This window comes from Paraburkholderia sp. J41 (genome assembly GCF_905220235.1).
In the GTDB taxonomy this organism is placed as follows: domain Bacteria; phylum Pseudomonadota; class Gammaproteobacteria; order Burkholderiales; family Burkholderiaceae; genus Paraburkholderia.
On record NZ_CAJMZE010000013.1, the window covers coordinates 119,514 to 138,555 of the forward strand.

Annotated in this window: 18 protein-coding genes; 9 read left to right on the forward strand and 9 right to left on the reverse strand. The window is 65.1% G+C overall.

Annotated elements, in window-relative coordinates; all coding sequences use genetic code 11:
* Positions 1–36: 36 nt before the first annotated feature.
* Both U5805_RS15940 and U5805_RS15945 read left to right on the forward strand, forming a co-directional pair.
* Positions 37–1,110 (forward strand): formylglycine-generating enzyme family protein, encoded by a 1,074-nt coding sequence (locus U5805_RS15940; protein WP_322104447.1) that lies wholly within the window; start codon positions 37–39, stop codon positions 1,108–1,110.
* Positions 1,111–1,168: 58 nt separating this feature from the next.
* A complete protein-coding gene (locus U5805_RS15945; RefSeq protein ID WP_322104448.1) occupies positions 1,169–2,137 on the forward strand; it encodes a DUF3592 domain-containing protein in 969 nt (322 codons plus the stop codon).
* A gap of 82 nt (positions 2,138–2,219) precedes the next feature.
* On the opposite strand, the gene U5805_RS15950 is transcribed toward U5805_RS15945, so the two are convergent.
* The 6 genes from U5805_RS15950 to U5805_RS15975 all read right to left on the reverse strand — a co-directional run bounded on the left by U5805_RS15950 (position 2,220) and on the right by U5805_RS15975 (position 10,862).
* Positions 2,220–3,251, reverse strand: a complete 1,032-nt coding sequence (locus U5805_RS15950; RefSeq protein ID WP_322104449.1) for an OmpA family protein — start codon at positions 3,249–3,251, stop codon at positions 2,220–2,222.
* Positions 3,235–4,245: a type VI secretion system-associated protein TagF gene (tagF, locus tag U5805_RS15955; RefSeq protein ID WP_322104450.1), complete on the reverse strand. Its 1,011-nt coding sequence runs from the start codon at positions 4,243–4,245 to the stop codon at positions 3,235–3,237. Before tagF ends, U5805_RS15950 begins: the two co-directional genes overlap by 17 nt.
* Complete coding sequence (gene tssM, locus U5805_RS15960; protein WP_322104451.1) at positions 4,242–8,111, reverse strand: type VI secretion system membrane subunit TssM; 3,870 nt, start codon at positions 8,109–8,111, stop codon at positions 4,242–4,244. The genes tagF and tssM overlap by 4 nt, the downstream gene beginning before the upstream one ends.
* A gap of 7 nt (positions 8,112–8,118) precedes the next feature.
* Positions 8,119–9,615, reverse strand: coding sequence for a hypothetical protein (locus tag U5805_RS15965; RefSeq protein WP_322104452.1), 1,497 nt, complete (start codon positions 9,613–9,615; stop codon positions 8,119–8,121).
* A gap of 98 nt (positions 9,616–9,713) precedes the next feature.
* Entirely contained in the window at positions 9,714–9,977 is a 264-nt protein-coding gene (locus U5805_RS15970) for a PAAR domain-containing protein (RefSeq protein WP_322104453.1), read from the reverse strand.
* Positions 9,978–10,004: 27 nt separating this feature from the next.
* Entirely contained in the window at positions 10,005–10,862 is an 858-nt protein-coding gene (locus U5805_RS15975; RefSeq protein WP_322104454.1) for a M15 family metallopeptidase, read from the reverse strand.
* A 137-nt stretch (positions 10,863–10,999) separates the two neighbouring features.
* Between U5805_RS15975 and U5805_RS15980 the strand changes: the two genes are divergently transcribed.
* The 4 genes from U5805_RS15980 (at position 11,000) to U5805_RS15995 (ending at position 15,143) form a co-directional block, all read left to right on the forward strand.
* Positions 11,000–11,944 carry a hypothetical protein gene (locus U5805_RS15980; RefSeq protein ID WP_322104455.1) on the forward strand — a complete coding sequence of 315 codons (945 nt, stop codon included), beginning with the start codon at positions 11,000–11,002 and terminating at the stop codon, positions 11,942–11,944.
* Positions 11,945–12,157: 213 nt separating this feature from the next.
* On the forward strand, positions 12,158–12,379 hold the full coding sequence (locus U5805_RS15985; RefSeq protein ID WP_322104456.1) for a hypothetical protein: 222 nt from the start codon (positions 12,158–12,160) through the stop codon (positions 12,377–12,379).
* A gap of 478 nt (positions 12,380–12,857) precedes the next feature.
* Entirely contained in the window at positions 12,858–14,225 is a 1,368-nt protein-coding gene (gene shiA / locus U5805_RS15990; protein ID WP_322104457.1) for a shikimate transporter, read from the forward strand.
* A 279-nt stretch (positions 14,226–14,504) separates the two neighbouring features.
* The gene (locus tag U5805_RS15995) at positions 14,505–15,143 is read left to right on the forward strand and encodes an FMN-binding negative transcriptional regulator (RefSeq protein WP_322104458.1); all 639 of its coding nucleotides are present in this window, start codon (positions 14,505–14,507) and stop codon (positions 15,141–15,143) included.
* 41 nt (positions 15,144–15,184) lie between these two features.
* On the opposite strand, the gene U5805_RS16000 is transcribed toward U5805_RS15995, so the two are convergent.
* Complete coding sequence (locus tag U5805_RS16000; RefSeq protein WP_322104459.1) at positions 15,185–15,622, reverse strand: hypothetical protein; 438 nt, start codon at positions 15,620–15,622, stop codon at positions 15,185–15,187.
* Positions 15,623–15,818: 196 nt separating this feature from the next.
* On the opposite strand from U5805_RS16000, the gene U5805_RS16005 reads away from it, so the two are divergent.
* A complete protein-coding gene (locus tag U5805_RS16005) occupies positions 15,819–16,253 on the forward strand; it encodes a phosphate-starvation-inducible PsiE family protein (RefSeq protein WP_322104460.1) in 435 nt (144 codons plus the stop codon).
* Between the two features lie 222 nt (positions 16,254–16,475).
* The gene (locus U5805_RS16010) at positions 16,476–17,555 is read left to right on the forward strand and encodes a tartrate dehydrogenase (RefSeq protein WP_322104461.1); all 1,080 of its coding nucleotides are present in this window, start codon (positions 16,476–16,478) and stop codon (positions 17,553–17,555) included.
* A gap of 24 nt (positions 17,556–17,579) precedes the next feature.
* On the opposite strand, the gene U5805_RS16015 is transcribed toward U5805_RS16010, so the two are convergent.
* Positions 17,580–17,843 carry a hypothetical protein gene (locus U5805_RS16015; protein WP_322104462.1) on the reverse strand — a complete coding sequence of 88 codons (264 nt, stop codon included), beginning with the start codon at positions 17,841–17,843 and terminating at the stop codon, positions 17,580–17,582.
* Between U5805_RS16015 and U5805_RS16020 the strand changes: the two genes are divergently transcribed.
* Positions 17,793–18,158: a hypothetical protein gene (locus U5805_RS16020; RefSeq protein ID WP_322104463.1), complete on the forward strand. Its 366-nt coding sequence runs from the start codon at positions 17,793–17,795 to the stop codon at positions 18,156–18,158. The two genes, U5805_RS16015 and U5805_RS16020, sit on opposite strands and share 51 nt — an antisense overlap.
* Here the strand turns inward: U5805_RS16020 and U5805_RS16025 are convergent.
* Positions 18,136–18,840 carry a glutathione S-transferase N-terminal domain-containing protein gene (locus U5805_RS16025; protein WP_322104464.1) on the reverse strand — a complete coding sequence of 235 codons (705 nt, stop codon included), beginning with the start codon at positions 18,838–18,840 and terminating at the stop codon, positions 18,136–18,138. The two genes, U5805_RS16020 and U5805_RS16025, sit on opposite strands and share 23 nt — an antisense overlap.
* Positions 18,841–19,042 lie beyond the last annotated feature (202 nt).

Genomic DNA, 19,042 nt, shown 5'->3' on the forward strand with positions numbered 1-19,042 from the left:
TTATGCTGGATGAAACCTTCGTTTTCTCGCTCGCGCATGACGCGAATCCACGGCAAGCGGCTCAAGGGCGCGCTCGCGTGCGCTTCGATGGTGGCGGCGGGCCTGGCTCACGCAGCAGGAACTTCCGATTTGAATGCGCCGCCCGACAAGGACCGTTTGATTCAGGCCATCACCACGCCTTCGCCGCCGAAAAGCGTGTGGGAGCACATGGAACTCGTGCTGCGCTTCGGGCGCGGTTCCGTGTTCGACGACACCGTGAAGATTCTCCAGGATCATTTCCGTTCGCTGCCGCCGCCCGACGAAAAAGAACTGGCCGACTTTCGCGAGAAAATGCGCAGTCAGATGGTGTTCGTGAAAGGCGGTTCTTATTTGATGGGCGATTTCGGCCCCGCCCATTCGCGCGAAAAGCTGCCTTATTCGGCCAATGCCGGCGCGGCGCCCGCGCACGAGGTCACGCTCGACGGTTATTCGATCATGAAGCATCGCGTGACTTATGCCGATTACGACCTCTATACGCGCGCGAATCGTTTGCCGCCAATTTCCATCGGGAATAATCACGAGCTCGAATTCCGCTTTCCCGACTATCCGGCGGGACACATTACGTGGCAGCAGTCGCACGACTTCTGCACGTGGCTCGGCAAAATCATGGACGCGCCGGCAGGCTTGCCGACCGAGGCGCAATGGGAATATGCGGCGCGTTCGCGCGGCGAATTGTGGGTGATTCCGAGCCGCGCGGTGAGCGTGACGGACGGCAAGTACGATCTTCAGCAACTCGACGACACGCTCGTCAAGATGGAAACGGGCACGAGTCCCGAACCGCTCATCAGCCGCCCCGTGGGCACGTACGGCGACAACGCGCTCGGCGTCTCCGACGTATTCGGTCGCGGGCGCGAATGGACCGGCGACTGGTTCGACGAAAATTATTACGCGCATAGCCCCAAGGCCGATCCGCAAGGGCCGGCCACGGGCACCTTGCGCAGCGTGCGTTTCGCGACCGACAGCCGCGTGCGTCTCGTGATCGACCGCAAGGGCGTCGCGCCCGACGACAACAGTTCCGCCGATCTCGGCTTTCGTTGCGTCATCAACCAGAACGCCGCACTCGCGAAGTAATGGCGCGCTGTTGGCCCACGCAACGCCGCTAATGCACTAACGCCACACAAGGGAAAGCATGCGCGAAGGCTCGCTCGCCACTCAACACGCCGTGAATGCGCAATCGCGCGCGTCGATCCGAAACGCGGCGCTTGCGCTGCTCGCCGTCGGCGTGGTGCTGCTGGCGATTGCTGCCGTGTGGGCTTCGGTTTCGCTTTCGTCCACGCGCGCGATGAGCGAAACGCAAGGCACGGTAGTGCGCTTTCTCAACGACAGCGGCGACTTGCGCAGCTTTCGCCCGGTGTTTTCGTTCACGGCGGAAAACGGCGAACGCGTGGAAGTCGCGGGCCGCACGGCTTCGATGCCGCCCGCCTATGCAATCGGCGAAAAGGTCGCGCTTTATTACCGGCCCGCGAATCCTGCGCGCGGTGTGGTGATCGACACCTTTAGCGAGCGCTGGTTTCCCGTCACGATTCTCGGCGTGCTGGGCGCGGCCTTCGCGGGCGCGGGCGCGATTGCGCGCGCATTCACGCGGGACAAGCGCGGCGATCACGCGAGCGCCTTGAATGCGCCTCGCGGCGTGGCGAACAAGCGCGGCGCGCTGCATCGGCGCGATCTGTTGATTTGCGCGATACCCATTGCGATGGGCGCGATCGCGCTCGCCATTGCCGCCGCCTTGTTCTTGCACGAGCGGCAGGTCAGGAGCGCGTTCGCACATGCGCAAGGGCAGGTGCTTGGCTCACAGGAGCGCTCGCGCATGTTTTCGAGCACGCATCTTTATTCAGCCGTGATTCGCTTTACGGCGGCGAACGGCCGGACCGTGACCTTCGTACAGGGCTCCTCGTCGTCGGGCAATACGCTCGATTCGGGCGATACGGTCGACGTGATCTACGATCCCGCCAATCCGCAGCGCGCGCAACTCGACAGCTTCTGGGAGAGTTGGGGCGCGGCCGTCATTCTTCTGGCGATTGGCGCGCCGCTGTTCGCGCTGGGCGTGTGGTTCCTCTCGGGCGTGCTGGGTTTGGGCACGCCGAAGAAAAAGCGCTGAGCGGGAAGGCGCGCCACGCGCGAAACACGCACAGGGCCGCAACGCACAGGGCCGCGCGCGTCACGCGGCCCGTTCGGTCACGTCAAAGCCCCGCCCGAAACTCGATGCGCCGGTTACGCGCGCGCCCGTCGCTCGTATCGTTCGAGGCAACCGGCTGGTCGGGGCCGACGCCCGTGGTCGTCATCTGTTGCGGCGAAATGCCTTTGGTCACGAGATAACCCTTCACCGCGTCGGCGCGCGCCTGGCTTAAGGCGATGTTCGAGGCGCGATTGCCCGAGTTGTCCGTGTGCCCGATGATGTCCACGGTGCGCGTGTTCATTTTCGCCAGCACCGCCGCCATTTGATCGAGAATCGCGCGGCCTTGCGGCGTGAGCGTCGCGCTGCCGGTTTCGAATTCGATGGTGCGATTCGCGAGCGTCTGATCGAGCAGACCTTGTTCGGAGGCGCTCACGCGCAAGCCGTTGCGGATCGTATAAGTGGGATTGAGCGCATTGGCCATGTCGCTGGCGATCTGCTGGCGCGTGGCTTCGTTGCCCACTTCGCCGCGCACGTCGATCTGCGTGCCGTCGATCTTCAGTTGTCCTTTGTGAATCTGCTTGAGTTCGCCGTTGAGCAGTTTCTGCACGTTGTCGGACCAGTTCGCGGGCGTGGAGACTTCGCCCACTTCGATCTGATCGACCACGTTCGCCGCGCCGTAGGTGTCGCGCAGGCGCGCGAGCACGGCCGCGTGCGTGGCTTCGTCGGGCACCTTGCCGCCCGCCACCACCTGGCCCGGCGCGGCGTCGGCGGGCGCGGGCGTGGAGGCCGCCGGCGCGGCGGCGACGCGCGAGGCGGCGGCCGAGGCCGTGGAGGCTGTCGAGGCCGCGCCGGGCAGCACCGTGGTGCGAATCTGGCTGCTGCTGTTGCCGAGGGGCGTGACGCGCGCGGGACTCGCGTCGTCGGCGTGCGAGGCGGCGCTGGCGAACGCGAGCACGGCCGCCGCCACGACTGACGCAACGGCGGACGCACCTGCCGACGCGCTCGCCGACGCAATCGCCGACGCAATCGCCGTCGCGCCAGGCGGCACCGTCGCCGGCGCAACCGCGCGCGGCATCCGCTTACGCTCGCCGCGCATGATTGCCCTCTCCGACGAACGCTTCGAGAAAGGTGTCGATGGCTTGCCGCAGCGACAGTTGCGGCTGGTCGAGGTAGCTGACGAGTTTGCTGATGCCATGGTCGCTCTGTGCATGGTCGTCGACCCACTCGGGGTCGTCGATGTCGATGTTGTGGGCGGCGTAGGTTTGCGGATCGACCACGCTGTGCAGCGTTTTCGCCGAAGCGCCGTTGAACCCGACGACGAGCCGCTCGCGCTGCGCGATCGTGCCGATGAAGATGGCCAGTTCGAAATCGGCCTTCGAAACGAACGGCGCGATCAGTTCGAGCCAGAACGCGGCCACGAGGCTGCGATAGAACGGATCGGTCGGCAAGGGCAGCGTGAGGCCGCGTTCGAGATGCGAGGAACCGCTCGTCATCACCGGGCGCAGCAGCGAGCCGAGCGCGAGCATCGCGCCGCGCAGGCGCACGGGATGGCCGCTGCCCAGCAGCATCTGTTCGAGACCGGAAAGCGTCTGGTGCTCGATGAAGTCGTTGAAGGTGCCGTCGTGCGAATTGCCCGCGCCGCCCACGTCCACGCTCACGTGGGTTTCGCCGAGTGCATGAAGCGCGCCCGCGGGTTCGGCGGCGGCGAGCAGCGGCTGCATCTGCGCGGCCGCGCGCGACCAGAGCCGCGCGAACGCGAGCGGGCTGCGCGCGAGAAACGCGAGCGGCTGCTCGACTTCGAGCGCCGTGGCCGCGAGAAACGGAAAACGCCGCGAAGACTGGTCGTGGCTCGCCACCATGTGCCCCGCGATCGCGAGCTTGCTTTGCGAGCCGAGAAACGCGAAGTGCATCGGCTGCGCTTCCTCGTAGACGATCTTCCAGCGCGGGTCGTCGGCGAGCAGTTCCATCGCCTCGGCAATCCAGCGGTCGAGCGTGTGCAGCAGTTGCGGATGGTGCGCACTCTTGACGAAGTCGCCGCGCGACGGAATCTTGCCGAAATACGCGATCTGCGCCTGAACGGACTGCGTCATTGCGCGTCTCCTCCTTGTTGGGGCGTGGGCGCCGCGGCGAGAGCCGGTTGCGCGGCGGCCGGCGCGGTGCCGGCGGCGGCAGCGGCGCCCGCGGCGTTCGGCGAGCCGAGGCTCGCGATCGACGAGGGCAACTGCACGCCGCGCAAACCTTGCTGCTGCGGCGCGTCGCCGCTGGAAGCCGTCGGCTGCGAAGTGCTGACGATGCGCATGCTCACCGTCACCGTCACGTTGCCCTGCGTCCACGTGAGGTCGAAGGTGCCGTCGGGGTGGCGCGTGCGCTGCGCCGAATTGATGAGCTTTTCCAGACCGTAGCGGCCCGGCTCGTTGACGAGCTGGATCGTGCGGCCGTCGAACGTGGTGGCCGAGAGCGTCGCGCCCGGCGAGCCCGACGGATTCGGCCAGACGAAGTTGTTCCACTGCGGCGGCGTGTTGCGGTAGCGCATCTGCTGGCCGTCGATGGCGATGGTGTACTCGGTCGTGCCGCTCGCCGGCTGCGGCAGGATCTGGAACACGGTCTGCGGCTCGCTTGCGCCGCCCGCACCCGCGCCCGCCGCGCCGCCCGCGAGCGGCGCGACCCAGCGCGCGAAGCCGTTCGTGAAGTCCGGCGTGAGTGCGAGACCCATGTCGCCCCAGGTGCGGGCCGTGAGCGTGTCGCCGCGGCGCACCGCGAGCGGCCCGAGCGTGGCGCCGACGAACTTCGAGATCGCGCCGTCCGGACCGAACATCTGGCCGATTTCGCTCGCGCCCGCTTCGACCTTCGCGTTGCCCGAGAACGGGTACTTGTTCGCAAGCGACGCCTGGAACGGCTGATACACCTGCGCGTTCCACACCTTGTTGACTTCCACGCTGGCGGGCTGGATCACCACGGCATAGGCCTGCATGAGCGGGCGCACGAGCAGCGGGCGCAGCGCCTTTTTCTGCGCATCGGTGAGTCCCGTGAGCATCTGTTCGTCGACGAACTTGAGCGAATCGGCAAGCTCGGAGCCGTTGCCGTCGAGCGTCTGCTGCATGAGCTGGCGCGCGCCCGGTCCCGGATCGCCCTGGTTCCGGATCGTGTTCAGGCGCGTGCGCACCTTCGAGAGCGAGTCCATGTAGCCGGCGAGCAGCGAGCCGTTGTCGTGCGTCACGACCATGCGGCCGAGGCCCGCGAACGCCTGGCCGATCGGGCCGGTCGGCAGTTCGACCGGGTTGCCGTCGATGTCGACGTTGGCCGCGAGGTCGCCCGCGTTGCCGCGCGTGACGCTGTTCGACGCGCGCGAGAACCACTGCTTGAACCAGCCCGTCACGCCGCTTTCCGCGCGCTTGAGGCCCGCGTTCGCCAGCGAGGGGTTGTCCCACGAAGTTTGCTCGTAGGCGGTTTCGAGAATCTTGCGGAGCGGCGAATCCTGCGGGTCGCCAAGGCGGTTCATCGCATCGACGGCCTGCCCGAAGGTGCCGAAATCCTGCACGGCAATGCCTTGCATGAACTTCTGCCAGTTCTGCGCGTACTCGGTCTTGTACATCGCCACCAGCGCCTTCTGGATCTGCTCGGGGCTGCCTTCGAGCGTGAGATCGTCCTGCGCCGACGTGTTGAGCACCCAGTCCTTCGCCTGCAATTCCCGGGTCGCGGCGTCGCGGATCGCGGGCTGCACGTACTGGAACCACGCCTCGCGCGTGAAGGTGCCGGGAATCGCGTAGCTGCCCGCGACCAGCGCCGTGTTCGAATCGCCGACGATGCGCGCGACCGTCATGGGCGCGAAGCGCGTGGAGGCGCGCGCCTTGATCTCTTCGTACACGCGCTGGCGCGCCGGCATGCCGCGCACCACGTGCCGCAGGTTCTCGCGCGTCTGGTCGACGAGCGCGAGGTTCTCGTCGATCATCGGCCAGTCGTCGTCGTTCACGCGCGAGAGGTAGAACGTGATCATGCGTTCGGCGCTCTTGATCATCTCGCCGCGAGGCAGGTTGCCGCGATTCGTTTCGAGCCAGCCGCGCCAGAAGCGCGCGATCTGATCGGTCAGGTGCGCGGTTTCCACGTGGCGCTTGTCGGAGAGCATGAGGTAGGTCTTGAGCGCGTTGTAGGCGTCTTCCACGCTCGTGGGCGAGGCGTCGCTATAGAGGCCGCCCTGGCTCGCGTTCGACATGGCCGCGTGCGCCGAAACCGGCACCGCGCCCGACTCCGGCGCGTGCGAGAGCGGCGCGAGCTGGTCGGGATGCGCATCGACTTCCTTCAGGAACGACGCCAGGTTCTGCGAGACCGGCGTGAGCATGATTTGCCGCACGCCGCCGTAATACTCCTGAAGCAGATGCGCTTCGAGGCGATCGCCTTGATACAGGCCCAGCGAAACCGCGAGCGGGCGGCTGCGGCGGAACTGTTCGAGCTGCTCGATGCGGTCCTCCAGGATGTCCATCGCCTGGAGGCGCGATTGCAGGTCGTTGCGGTTCTGCTGGAGGCGCTGGATGTGGTCGAGATCGGCCTGCACGTTTGCCACGAGCTGCTGGTTGCCGATGGCGGACCACGCCCAGCCGCCCAGCGCGAGCGCGAGCACGGCGACGAAGCCGAAGAAGGTCGCGTAGCGCAGGCGTGTTTTGGCGGGGCTCGCGAACTGCCTGACCGTCTGGCGGTCGGCGAAAATCACCTTCGAAAAGAGATCGCGCAGGAAGAAGCCGTTCTTCGAGAACGCGCTGTGCGGCTTCGGCAAGTTCTCCGCCGCGAGCGCGAAGCGATTGGCGATGCGCTGCGCGGCGGCGCTGCTGGTTTCGCCTTCCTGCAACGCGCTCGTGAAATAGAAGCCGCGAAAGATCGGCTTGTACTGGAACGGATTGGTCTCGAACAGCGTGGCGAGAAACGCGCGCAGCGCGGGCTTGATCGTCGAGAATTCGAGCGGAAAGCTCAGTTGCCCCGGCGAAAGGCGATGGCCCCGGCTGATCGACATCTGCGCGATGCTGATCTCTTTCAGGCCCTCGTAAAGCTCCTCGAAGCGCTCGTCGAACAGCGCCACCACGTCGCGCTTTTCGTCGGGTTCGTAGGGCAGCGTCGCGCCCCACACGCGGTCGTATTCCTGGCGCTCGCTGCCGCTGAAAAATTCGGTGAAGCCGGTAATCAGGTCGGCCTTCGTGAACATCACGTAGACCGGCGCGAACACTTCCAGCTTCTCGGTGAGTTCCTGCACGCGCTGGCGCAGGTTCTTCGCGAGATTGATGGCGAATTCGGGGCGATTGCCGGTGAGTTCGGCAATGCTCGCCGTCACGATGATGCCGTTGATGGGCGCTTTCGGGCGAAAGCGCTTGAGCAGGCCGAGAAAGCCGAGCCATTCGCTGCGGTCTTCCTCGTGTACCGAATAGCGGCCCGCCGTGTCGAGCAAGATGCCTTCGGTCGTGAAGAACCAGTCGCAGTTGCGCGTGCCGCCGATGCCGTGCACGACGGCTTCGTGCTTTTCGGCGAACGGGAATTGCAGGCCCGAATTGAGCACGGCGCTGCTTTTGCCGGCCGCCGGATTGCCGATCACGATGTACCACGGCAGTTCGTACAGCGCGGAGCCGCCCGAAAGCTGGCCGATCTTCGACGTCTTGATGGTCTTGACCGCTTCGACGAGGCGCGTGCGCAGCACGTCGATCTCCGCCTGCTTCGCGGGCGCGGCCGTGGCGGTTTCGACTTGCGCCTGCTGTTCGAGCATCTCGCCGAGCTTGCGGTTCGCGCGGTGTACGCGCGCGCGGCGCACGAGCCACACGGCAAGCCAGAGCGCGAGCAGCGCGCCGAGCGCGGCAGCGGCCCAGACGAGCCCGATCTGCAAGGAGTCGGCGGCGATGAACAGCACGGCGGCGAGCGCGATCACGCCGATGGCGGAAAGCGTGCGCGTGTGGGTCAACACGTTGAGAAGGCGTCGCATATGCGGGTCAAGTCCTGATGCTGGGTGTGCTTGGCGTGGTGTCGGCGGATGCCGCGGCTTGCGCGCGTGCCGCATCGGGCGGCGCGACGACGAGCGCTGCGCGTTCGTGCGCGTGCGCGAGCGTGGCTACGAACACCGCGCGTTGGGTGTCTTTCACGCGCTGCGCGGCGAGCGCGACGGCGAGCAGCGTGCCGGCCGCGCCGTTCGCGCCGCAGGCCGCGTCGGGCGCGAACGTGTCGGCGAGCGGTTCGAGCGACGGGAAATGCGCGCCCGCGAAGCGCGCGAGTTCCACGGCGCGCGCGGACTGCGCGCCGCCGTCGGCGATCAACGTGCCCACGGCCGCGGCTTCGGTTTGCGCATTCGCGAGCGCGGGCCCGAGGCAGGCGTCGAGCGCGTGCTGCGCGTGCGAACCGGCGGTGGAGCAGGTGATCTGCGCGAGCGGCGCGGGAGAGGCGTCGGCTTCGCTCTTGTCGCTGTCGTCGCTTTCATCGCCGGCGGAATTCGTGAACGGGCCGATGCCGCGCAGCACGAGCGCGGCGGCGGCTTCGCCCGCGACGGCGCCCTGCTGGCGCGCGGAGGTGAAGAGGCGGCCTTCGGCATCGGCGCGTTCGACGGCGGCTTCGCTCAGCGCGCTGTGCGCGGCCGCAACCACGTGCCAGCGCGCGGCTTGGGCGTCGCGCTGCGCGTGGTCGAGCGCCGTGATCGCGAGATCGAGTTGCACGAACGCGGCGGCGGGCCGCGCGTCGCGCACGGTCGCGGCATGGAGCTGGATACGCGGATACAGCGCGGCGGCGCGATGTTGCAGATATTGCGCGAGCGACGCGTCGAGCGCGGCGTTCCAGTCGTGCGGCACGATGGCGTCGAGCCAAACGCTCGCGCGGCGATGCGCGGGCAGCGCGGCGGCGATGGGTTCGAGCGCGTCGATCACGGTGTCCTCGAGCAGGGCGATCGCGCGCTGCGCGTCGTCGTCGGGCGTGGCGGCGGCGCCGCTGGCCGGCCACGCGGCGCGCAATGCGTCGAGGCGCGCGTCGTCGACGCTCGCGACGCGCGCGGCGCACACGGGAAAGCCTGCGTTATCGACGAGATTCGCATCGAGCGGCGCGCGCGCGCCCGCGCTCAATGCGGCCAGCAGCGAGACGGCGTCGCTGGCGGGCGCCGCGCGCAGCGTGGCATGCATCACGCTCGCGCGTTGCAGGCGCGCGGGCGCGGTGGGGGCGGCGATGTCGGCGTTGGCGCTGGCGTTGGCGTGCGGCATCGTTGCTGGCGCGGCCTTTTGCGCCTGGCTTCGGGGCAGCGGCGCGGCGGCCGTGCGGATGCCGTCGATCGCGCGTTGCACGAGCGCGTACGCGACGATCAACCCGGCGGGCAGCGCGAACAGATCGCCTACGATGTCGCGCGGCGTGGGCAGCCGCCTTGTTTCGTGCCACCAGACGAACACCGCGACCCAGACGAGCACGAACACGGCGAAGCCGGGCAGGGTCCGTTTGAGGAGCGCGCGCGCCATGATTCAGCCGCCTTGCGCGCGCGGCGCGCGGCACGCGGGCGTGCGCACGGCGATGCGAACCCGGCCGGCGCGGCCGGGGCGGCGTGACAGGCGCATGACTAGCCGACGAGCGTGGCCGACTGCGAAGCGATCAGCGTCGCGCCGCACGAGGTCTTGTCGCCGTGACGGGCCACGGGCTTGCCGTCGATCAGCAGGGAGGCGTCGCCGGACACGATGGTTTCGTCGTCGTCGTGGCGCGGGCATTTCACCTTGTCGCCGACGCACGCAATATGGCGGCCGCCGGTTTGCATATTCCCCGAAGCGGTAATGACGGTGCCGCCATGATCGGTCTTGTCGCCAAGCAGAACAAATGAACGCCCCATATAACCCCCTTTATTTTCTGCCGCGCCTCATTTGACATTGGTTGGCGCGCGCCCGAGGACGAAACCGGGTTTGTGATATTCGACGTGACCCAGATCCATCAATTTCCATCTACCGCCCCATGTAAGCCCAACCTGCTCGGCCACTTGACCGTATAGCTGATAGCCGCGCATTGCCCAGGGATCTTTTTCTGAAATGACGAGCTTGCCGTCGCGCAAAAATGCGTTATCCGCGGCGAGTCCGTATTGGTGATAGCTTTGGAACGCCGCGGCATTGGTCACGCTGCCGCCCATTTGCGCAAGCCGATTTTGCCTTTCCGGGCTTCGATAACCTTCGAGTAAAGCCATTTCATAGCCATATTGCTCGCGCATGATTTTGTAGACGAGCAGCAAGCGCGTGCGGAAATCGGCATCGAGCAGATTCCAGTCGCGGCTCGCGTCCCGCAGCGCAGGCCGGATCTGCTCCACTTCCCTTGTGGCAAACACCTCCGGCGGCAATGGCGGCGGCGGAACGAGCTGCTCGCCGTTGAGCAATGCGGCGATTTTTTCGTCCGGCACGCGAGCCGTGTCATCGTATTGAAATAACTGATGCCCGCGCAGCGTAATGGCAATCAACGGAGGCGTCGCAAGAATACATGCGGTAATGAAAATCAGCAAGCGCCGCTTAATCAGTATATTTTTCATATCGGCAAATTTCGATTGAGAAATTTTTGCCGATTTAAAAAAATGACTGCGCGCATGCGTGGCGCTTGATGAAGCGCGGCGCATGACGCCGTTATGCCAATCGAATAGCGCGCTGAATACCGTCGCACGCACGGCGGGAAGCAGCAATAGCGCCGCTAGCGAGACGGCAATGGCGAACCAGGCGACGAGTGCAATGACAAACAAATGGAAACTCGCGACGTAGGTAATTGTTTTTTGTAATGCTTGATTTTAGAATCAGGCCTGCCTTAAGACGGACCGCTCCGTATTATTACGGTGAATTCAATGCGATTCAATGAGCACGAATCGAAATGAGACAATGAATGAGTGCGCCGGATACCCCGACTCCCAAATCCGCACCGAGCCTGCTAGGCGATGCGCCCGCTCCCGCGGCGGGCAAGGCAGCCGCTGCGCCCGCTAACGGTTCGCGCATCCTCGCGAACCTCGAAGGGCGCGTGGTGCCGCCCGCCGCGCCGCCGCGCGCGAAAGGGCGTTCGCACAAGGCGGCCGCGCTCGCCGCGCTCTGCCTGATCGCGGTGGGCGGTTTCGGCGCGTGGCACGGGTTTGGGCGCGGCGCGGGCGGCACGCAGTTGGCCGCCGGCGGCGCCACGGCCAGATCCGCTGCCGCGGCGTCCGCGAGCGTGCCCGCCGCTCCGGCCGCCGTTTCCGCGCCGCCGCAAACGGCGACGATCGTTGCTGGCGACGACGCGGACGACGCGGACGACGCGGACGACGCGCGGAAGCCCGGCGCGGCGGCTTTGGCCCCTGCGGACGACAGCCGCCTGTCGCGCGCGCTCGCCGACGGCGCGAAGGACGCGAACGCCTCGGCGGCGGAGTCCGCTGGCGTATCTCCGTCGGCATCGGCATCGGCCGGTCGCAACCATGCCGATGCGAAGGTCGAGCCGCGCCGGCAAACCAAAAGCGAAGCCAGGAACGACAAGGGCGAGGCGAAGAAAGCGCATCGCGCCTCGAACGCCACGGCCGTTGCGCAGGCGAAGCAACACGATACGCATCGCGCCGGAACGAAGGACGACCCGGACGCCGACCTGCTCGCCGTGCTCGTGGCGCGCACGAAGCCGTCCGAAGGCAAGCCCGGGCCGCGCCCCGTGAAAGCGGCGGCGGCGAGCGCCTCGCTGGCGCAGCAGGTCAAAGCGTGCGGCCAACGCGGCTTCTTCGAGGAACAGCTTTGCCGCTGGCGCGTTTGTGACGGACATTGGGGCACCGACGCCGCGTGTCCCGCCGCCGCGCGCGCGAGCACGGAACACTGAAGCCTGCAAGATGCGGCGAGGGCGGCGAGGGTGGCGCGCGTAATGCGTGCCGTTTTCCCGCCGATATTATTTCGCCATCCTTATTATTTGCGCGGCGCTTGCCCCGACGTTTCCGAACGCGCCGCTTCGCGATTCGAATTCCTTCGATAGAGCGCGCGGCGCGGCGTTTTTATCCTGAAACCCTCTCTCAAGTCGCAATGCAGGAGCAGGGTCATGGGTCCGCACATCGTGAAGGGAACGCCGCACGTCCGCAAGTCTGCCTACGCAACCGTGCCGCGCAATGCGGCCGCTTATCCCCGTCCTGCCCGCCGCACGCGCGTCTATGTCGTGCGCGCCGCGCCTCGCGACAGCGGCGCTTACGTGGCGCTCGGCGTGCTGATTATCGGCGCAATCTCTTTTCTCGGCGGACTGGAAGCACTGCGCTTCCTGCTTTAAACGCCCGGCTTCAATCCGCTCCGGCAGCGCGGACGCGGTTTCTATCGCGTCGCGAGCACGCGCTGCAACGCCTTTCCGCCGACGCCTCGCTCATCGGCTATGCGTGCTGAACGTGGCCCCGAATTTCACTAAGCCGAAGCCGAAGCCGCGAGCGCCGCGCGGCGTGCCGTTCCGGCGCGAGCCAGCGATCGACTCGCTGCCGGTATGCAGTCATGAGCCGGCCGCTCGAAAACGTGCCGCAATCGGGCGATGCCAGTATGATTCGCGTTTCTCCTGGCGCTTCACGATGGCCTTCGACTGGCTTACACCTTGAATGGACTTTCCTTCTCGCCACGCTTCGCGTCGACAAGCGCGGGGTCGGGCGTGCGATCGCGCGTTGCAGGCGCCATGCGCGACGCCCGGGCTTGCCGCACCGTTCGCCTGGTCGAGCTTTGCCGTTTTTTCGTCATTCCGATTAAAACAATCTTCGAGACACGCCATGCCCTTCGCACTCCGTCCCACGGACTCCCGCGCCGATTCGCCCACTGATTCGACGGCCGATTCGACGACCGATTCGCCGGCCGAATCCGCGGTTTATACAGGCGCCGAAAAAAGCCGCGCGCGCAAAGCCGCAATCGGCAGTTTCGTCGGCGCCGTGGTCGACTGGTACGACTTTCTGCTTTACGGCATTGTGGCGGCGCTAATTTTTAATACGGAGTTCTTTCCCAAGGTCAGCCCCGCCATGGGCACGCTGGCCGCATTCGCCACCTTCGGCGTGGGCTTTCTGTTTCGTCCGCTGGGCGGTTTTATCTTCGGCCATTACGGCGACCGGCTCGGGCGCAAACGCATGCTCGTGCTCACGGTCATGATGATGGGCCTTTCCACGGCGTTGATCGGCTTGTTGCCCACGTTTGCCGTCATTGGCTGGTGGGCGCCGGTACTGCTCGTGCTGCTGCGCGCCATTCAAGGTTTTGCCGTGGGCGGCGAGTGGGGCGGCGCGGCGCTCATGGCGGTGGAAAGCGCGCCCGAGAAAAAGAAGGCGTTTTACAGCAGCGGCGTGCAGGTGGGTTATGGCGTGGGCCTGATTCTCGCCACCGGACTGGTTTCGATTCTGACTTCGACGCTCGATAACGCGGCATTCAGGGCGTGGGGCTGGCGCGTGCCGTTCGTGTTCAGCGTCGTGCTGGTGGGCATCGGCCTTTGGGTGCGTTCGAGCATGGGCGAGTCGCAAGAGTTCGTCGAAAAGGTCGAGAAGTCGAAACACAAGGTACGTCTGCCGATTTTCGAAGCGCTGCGCCAGAATCCCAAGGCATTTCTGCTGATCATCGCGCTGCGTCTTGCCGAATTGTTCACGATGTATATCGTCACGGCTTTCGCGCTCAGTTATTCGACGACGAATCTCGGCATGTCGAGCCGCTTCTTTCTGAGCGTGGGCTTGCTGGTAGGCGCGGTGAGCATCGTGACGATCCCGCTTTTCGCGCTGGCCGCCGACCGCTTCGGCCGCCGCCGCGTGTACATGACCGGCGCGATCATCGGCATGTTGTCGGCGGTGCCGTTCTTTCTCGCGCTCGACGCGCGTTCGACGGTATGGATCGTGATATTTGCCGTGATGCTCGCCAACGTTGCGCACGACATGTGCGTGAGCGTGCAGCAGCCGATGTTCACGCAACTCTTCGGCACCGAGTACCGCTATAGCGGCGCGGGCGTCGGTTATCAGATCGCGAGCGTGGTGGGCGGCGGCTTCACGCCGTTTATCGCCGTGGGTCTCGTGAATCTGGCGGGCGGTTCGTGGTATCCGGTGGCGGGATATCTTGCGATCGGGTGCCTGATTTCCGTGCTCGTTGCGTGGAAGATGAAGACGCGCTAAGCGCGTTTAAGGCCGCGATTAAGGTCGCAGTAAAGCCGCGGTAAAAGCACGATAAAGCGGCGATAAGGCAGCAATAAGCGAGCGATAAGCAAGCGATAAGCAAGCGATAAGGGCGCATGAAACGGGCAATAAGCGGGCAATAAACTGGCAATAAGCGCGGCGCTTGCGGGCGCCGCTTGTGCATGGGTGGCCTCATGAAATTGCGCGCGGCTGGCTCTAGGGTTTCGCCGCGTTTCGCGCCAGAATAGCGGTTTCGCCCCTATCGTTCGTGGACCGTTCATGTACGTACCTGCCCATTTCGACGAACCGCGCAAAGAAGTCCTGCACGCGCAGATCGCGCAACACCCGTTCGGCACGCTCGTCACGCATGGCGAGAGCGGACTCGACGCCAATCATATTCCGTTCGAACTCGCGGCTGACGAAGGCGAGCACGGCGTGCTGCGCGCGCACGTGGCGCGCGCGAATCCGGTCTGGCAAGAAGTGGCGAACGGCGACGACGTGCTGGTGATTTTTCGCGCTGGCGACGCGTATATTTCGCCGAACTGGTACCCGAGCAAGCACGAGGCGCACAAGCAGGTGCCCACGTGGAATTACATCGTCGTGCATGCGCACGGGCGTATCGCCATACGCGACGACGAACGCTACGTGCGCGGCGTGGTGGGGCGTCTAACGCGCACGCACGAAGCCGCGCTGCCGCAGCCGTGGAAAATGGGCGACGCGCCACAGGAGTATCTCGACGCGATGCTCAAGGCGATCGTGGGCATCGAGATCGAGATCACGCGGCTGGTCGGCAAAAGCAAGCTCGGGCAGAACAAGGAGGCGCGCGACATTCGCGGCGCGGGCGAAGCGCTGGTGGCGCGCGGCGAGATGCCCATTGGCGACGCCATGCTGGCCCATTTGAAGAACAAGACGGAATAAAGCGCTTTAAAGCGGCACGGTAAGCCGCGCTTTAAAGCGTCTTATCGCGCGCTTCGCAAAACGTCTGGCGCGACGTGTTCGTGGCCTTGCTCGCCAGTGTCGGCAATCAGGCGCGAATGCAGTGCGCGAATGCGGCGGTCCACGAAATAGCCGCCGCCTTCCGTATAACGTAAATAAAGCCGATTGCACGCCGTGCATTGCCACACGTCGCAGCGGTTATACGGAAAGAAGCGCGGCGCCACGGGTGCCTCGGGCGACCAGTAAGTCGTGCCTTCTGGTAAATATTCGCTATAGGCGGGCTCGGGATCGTCGGCGTTCCTGAGCGTGCCCACGGTCACGAGCCGCGTTTCGTCGAGCGAAAGCGGTTGCGACTGCCAGCCTTCGAGCGACGCTTTCGTACACGCGCATTCGGGCACGATGTGTTCTTCGGCCGCGCGTGCGAGTTCGAGAAGAGACTGTGCGTCGAGCAGTGGGGTCATGGCGGCGGAATGCGTGAGTCGATTGTTTGCGTCGATTGCGTGCGTCGATTGCGTGAGCCGGATGACCAGAAAGTCTGGTCGATCATTTCCAGCGGCGCGATTGCTGCGCAGTGTACACGCAATCGGCAATTTCTTATCTTCACGATCTCGCGTTACGATGCCTCAATCTGCTTTTTCATTTAAAGGATTCGAGGAAATGAAATACGAGAGCGCCTTGCAAAAGGCGATCAAGGGCCGCCTCGAGCGCGCGATGGAGCTGGCCGAACTATTCGGTCTTTTCATCATCGGTATCGGCACCGTGGCCGCCATGGTGCATTTGATCTGGAGAATGGTGAATTCCGACGGCGTGTCGCTTACCGACTTGCTGCTGATGTTCCTCTATCTGGAAGTATTCGCGATGGTCGGCCAGTATTTGAAAGCCGGTCAGTTGCCGGTGCGCTTCCCGCTCTATATCGCCATGGTGTCGATTGCGCGCGATCTGATCCTGCGCGCCGGCATGAACAGCGAGTTGCATCTGCTCGCGTCCGCGGGTGCGATCGTGCTGATCGCGCTGGGTGTGCTGATGATTCGCTACGGTCAATACAAGTACCCGAGCGACACGGTGCAAGCCAAAATCGAGGAAACGAAATAGCGGTCTATTGCGTTTCGAGCGCGGCGAAAAGGGTTCCCGGCGAAAAGGTGCCCGGCGAACGCGCGCCCGCGAGCGCTCATGTCGCGGCGCGAAGGGTAGACGAGATACCGCTCGCGGTGAGCGTCGATCAAGCCGTCTGTAAAGCTGCATGTCTCGCGCGGGCGTGCGATGATTCCGGTTTCGCCGGTCCATCATGCCCGCGAGGCGAACGGAGAACGAGACATGAGCAAGACATTCAAGATCGCCGCCCTGGCCGGCGACGGCATTGGCCAGGAAGTGATGCCCGAAGGCGTGCGCGTGGTGGAAGCCGCCGCCGCGAAATTCGGGCTGAAGCTCGAAGTCACGCATTTCGACTGGGCAAGCTGCGACTACTATTTGCAGCACGGCAAGATGATGCCCGACGACTGGTTCGCCACGCTCAAAGGTTTCGACGCGATCTATTTCGGCGCCGTGGGCTGGCCGGAGAAAGTCCCCGACCATATTTCGCTGTGGGGATCGCTGCTCAAATTCCGGCGCGAATTCGATCAATACGTGAACCTGCGCCCCGTGCGTTTGCTGCCCGGCGTGCCGTGCCCGCTCGCCAACCGCAAGCCCGGCGACATCGACTTTCTCGTGGTGCGCGAGAATACCGAAGGCGAATATTCGTCGGTGGGCGGCAAGATGTTCGAAGGCACGGAGCGCGAATTCGTCTTGCAGGAGTCGGTTTTCACGCGCCAGGGCGTCGACCGTATTCTGCGTTATGCGTTCGATCTCGCGAATCAGCGCAAGCGTAAATCGCTCACGGCGGCCACCAAGTCGAACGGCATTTCGATCAGCATGCCGTATTGGGACGAGCGCGTGGCGGCCATGGCGAAGGCGTATCCCGAAGTGAAGTGGGACAAGCAGCATATCGACATTCTTTGCGCGCGCTTCGTGTTGCAGCCCGATCGTTTCGACGTGGTGGTGGCGTCCAATCTGTTCGGCGACATTCTTTCCGATCTCGGCCCGGCATGCACGGGCACGATCGGCCTGGCGGCGTCCGCGAACCTGAATCCCGAGCGCAAGTTTCCGTCGCTGTTCGAGCCGGTGCATGGTTCGGCGCCCGACATTTTCGGCAAGCAGATCGCGAATCCCATCGCCATGATCTGGTCGGGCGCGATGATGCTCGACTTCCTCGGCAACGGCGACGCGCAGTACAAGGCCGCGCACGACGCCATCATGCGGGCCGTCGAAAAGGTGCTCGTGGAAGGGCCGCGCACGCCCGACATGGGCGGCAGCGCGAACACGCAGGCGTTGGGCGAAGCCGTGGCGGCCGCGCTGTAACGGCGGCGGGGCGGCGCGAACGCGTTATGTGCCGCCTGCGTCGAGGTCCAGTTCCTTGCGCTCGCGGCGCTCCTCGTTGCCGCGCCGCGCGCGCATGCGCTGGCGCGAAAGCACGGTGATGATCTGGCCCGCGGTGGCGTCGGCGGGAATTTCGTTACGGATCACGTTGGGCACCATGGGCAGCCCCTTGCGCTGGCGGTTCAGCGCCTGCGCGATGGCGCGGCGGCATTCGTCGCCGTGGCAATCCCACTCGTCGCGCAGTTTTCCGCAGTAGCGGCAGGTATCCATCTGTTTAGTTTACCGAAATTTACCCGACCGTTCCGGGGCGCGATCATGGCGCGCGATATTGCCCCGATTTGCGTGAATTTGCGCAATGGGCATGGCGAGCGTCGGCGCGCGGCTTGGCCGACCGAAAGCGCGTTGCCCGAAAACGCGACGACCGAAAACGCGGCGACCGAAAACGCGGCGACCGAAAACGCGGCGACCGAAAGCGCGGCGACCGAAAGCGCGGCGACCGAAAATCGTCGGGATTCCGAACGAATTGTCGATGCCGCGCGTTTCGGCCAGCCGGCGCGTGAACTCAATCGCGCGCGGGAATGCTGAGTCCGCGTTCGACCGCGGGCCGCGCGACGAAGGCTTCGAGCGCGCGCGCGACGTGCCGGAAGTCCTTGAAGCTCACGAGGTCGCCGGCTTCGTAGAAGCCCACGAGATTGCGTACCCACGGGAACGTGGCGATATCCGCGATGGTGTAATCGTCGCCCATGATCCACTGGCGGCCGTCGAGGCGCTGGTCGAGCACGTTCAAAAGACGCTTTGCCTCGGTAACGTAACGGTCGCGCGGGCGCTTGTCTTCGTAGTCCTTGCCCGCGAATTTGTGGAAGAAGCCGAGCTGGCCGAACATCGGGCCGATGCCGCCCATCTGGAACATGACCCACTGCATGGTTTCGTAACGCGCCGCGCCTTCGCGTGCGAGTAGCTGGCCGCATTTATCGGCGAGATAGATCAGGATCGCGCCCGACTCGAACAGCGCGAGCGGTTGGCCGCCAGGGCCGTTCGGGTCGAGAATCGCCGGAATCTTGTTGTTGGGGTTGAGCGAGAGGAACTCGGGCGTCGTCTGGTCGTTCGTGTCGAAACGCACGAGATGCGGCTCGTAGGGGAGGCCGGTTTCCTCTAGCATGATCGACACCTTGACGCCGTTGGGCGTGGGCAGCGAATACAGTTGAATGCGCTCGGGATGCTGCGCGGGCCACTTGCCGGTGATGGGAAACGCGGAAAGGTCGTTCATGCGGAGTCCTCGGAATGATGAGCAAAACGGTGAGCCAAACAAGAGCCAAACGATGAGCGAAAGCGCGGCCGATGCCGTGCCTCGTCGAAGCGAAAAGCGGGGAAGTGCTCAGGCCGCCAGTGTAGTGGAATTGCCGAAGGGGCGCGTGAGGCGCAGGGGCATGTGTCTGTTTGTGCGTCTGGACGTGCGTCTGGCGATGCGC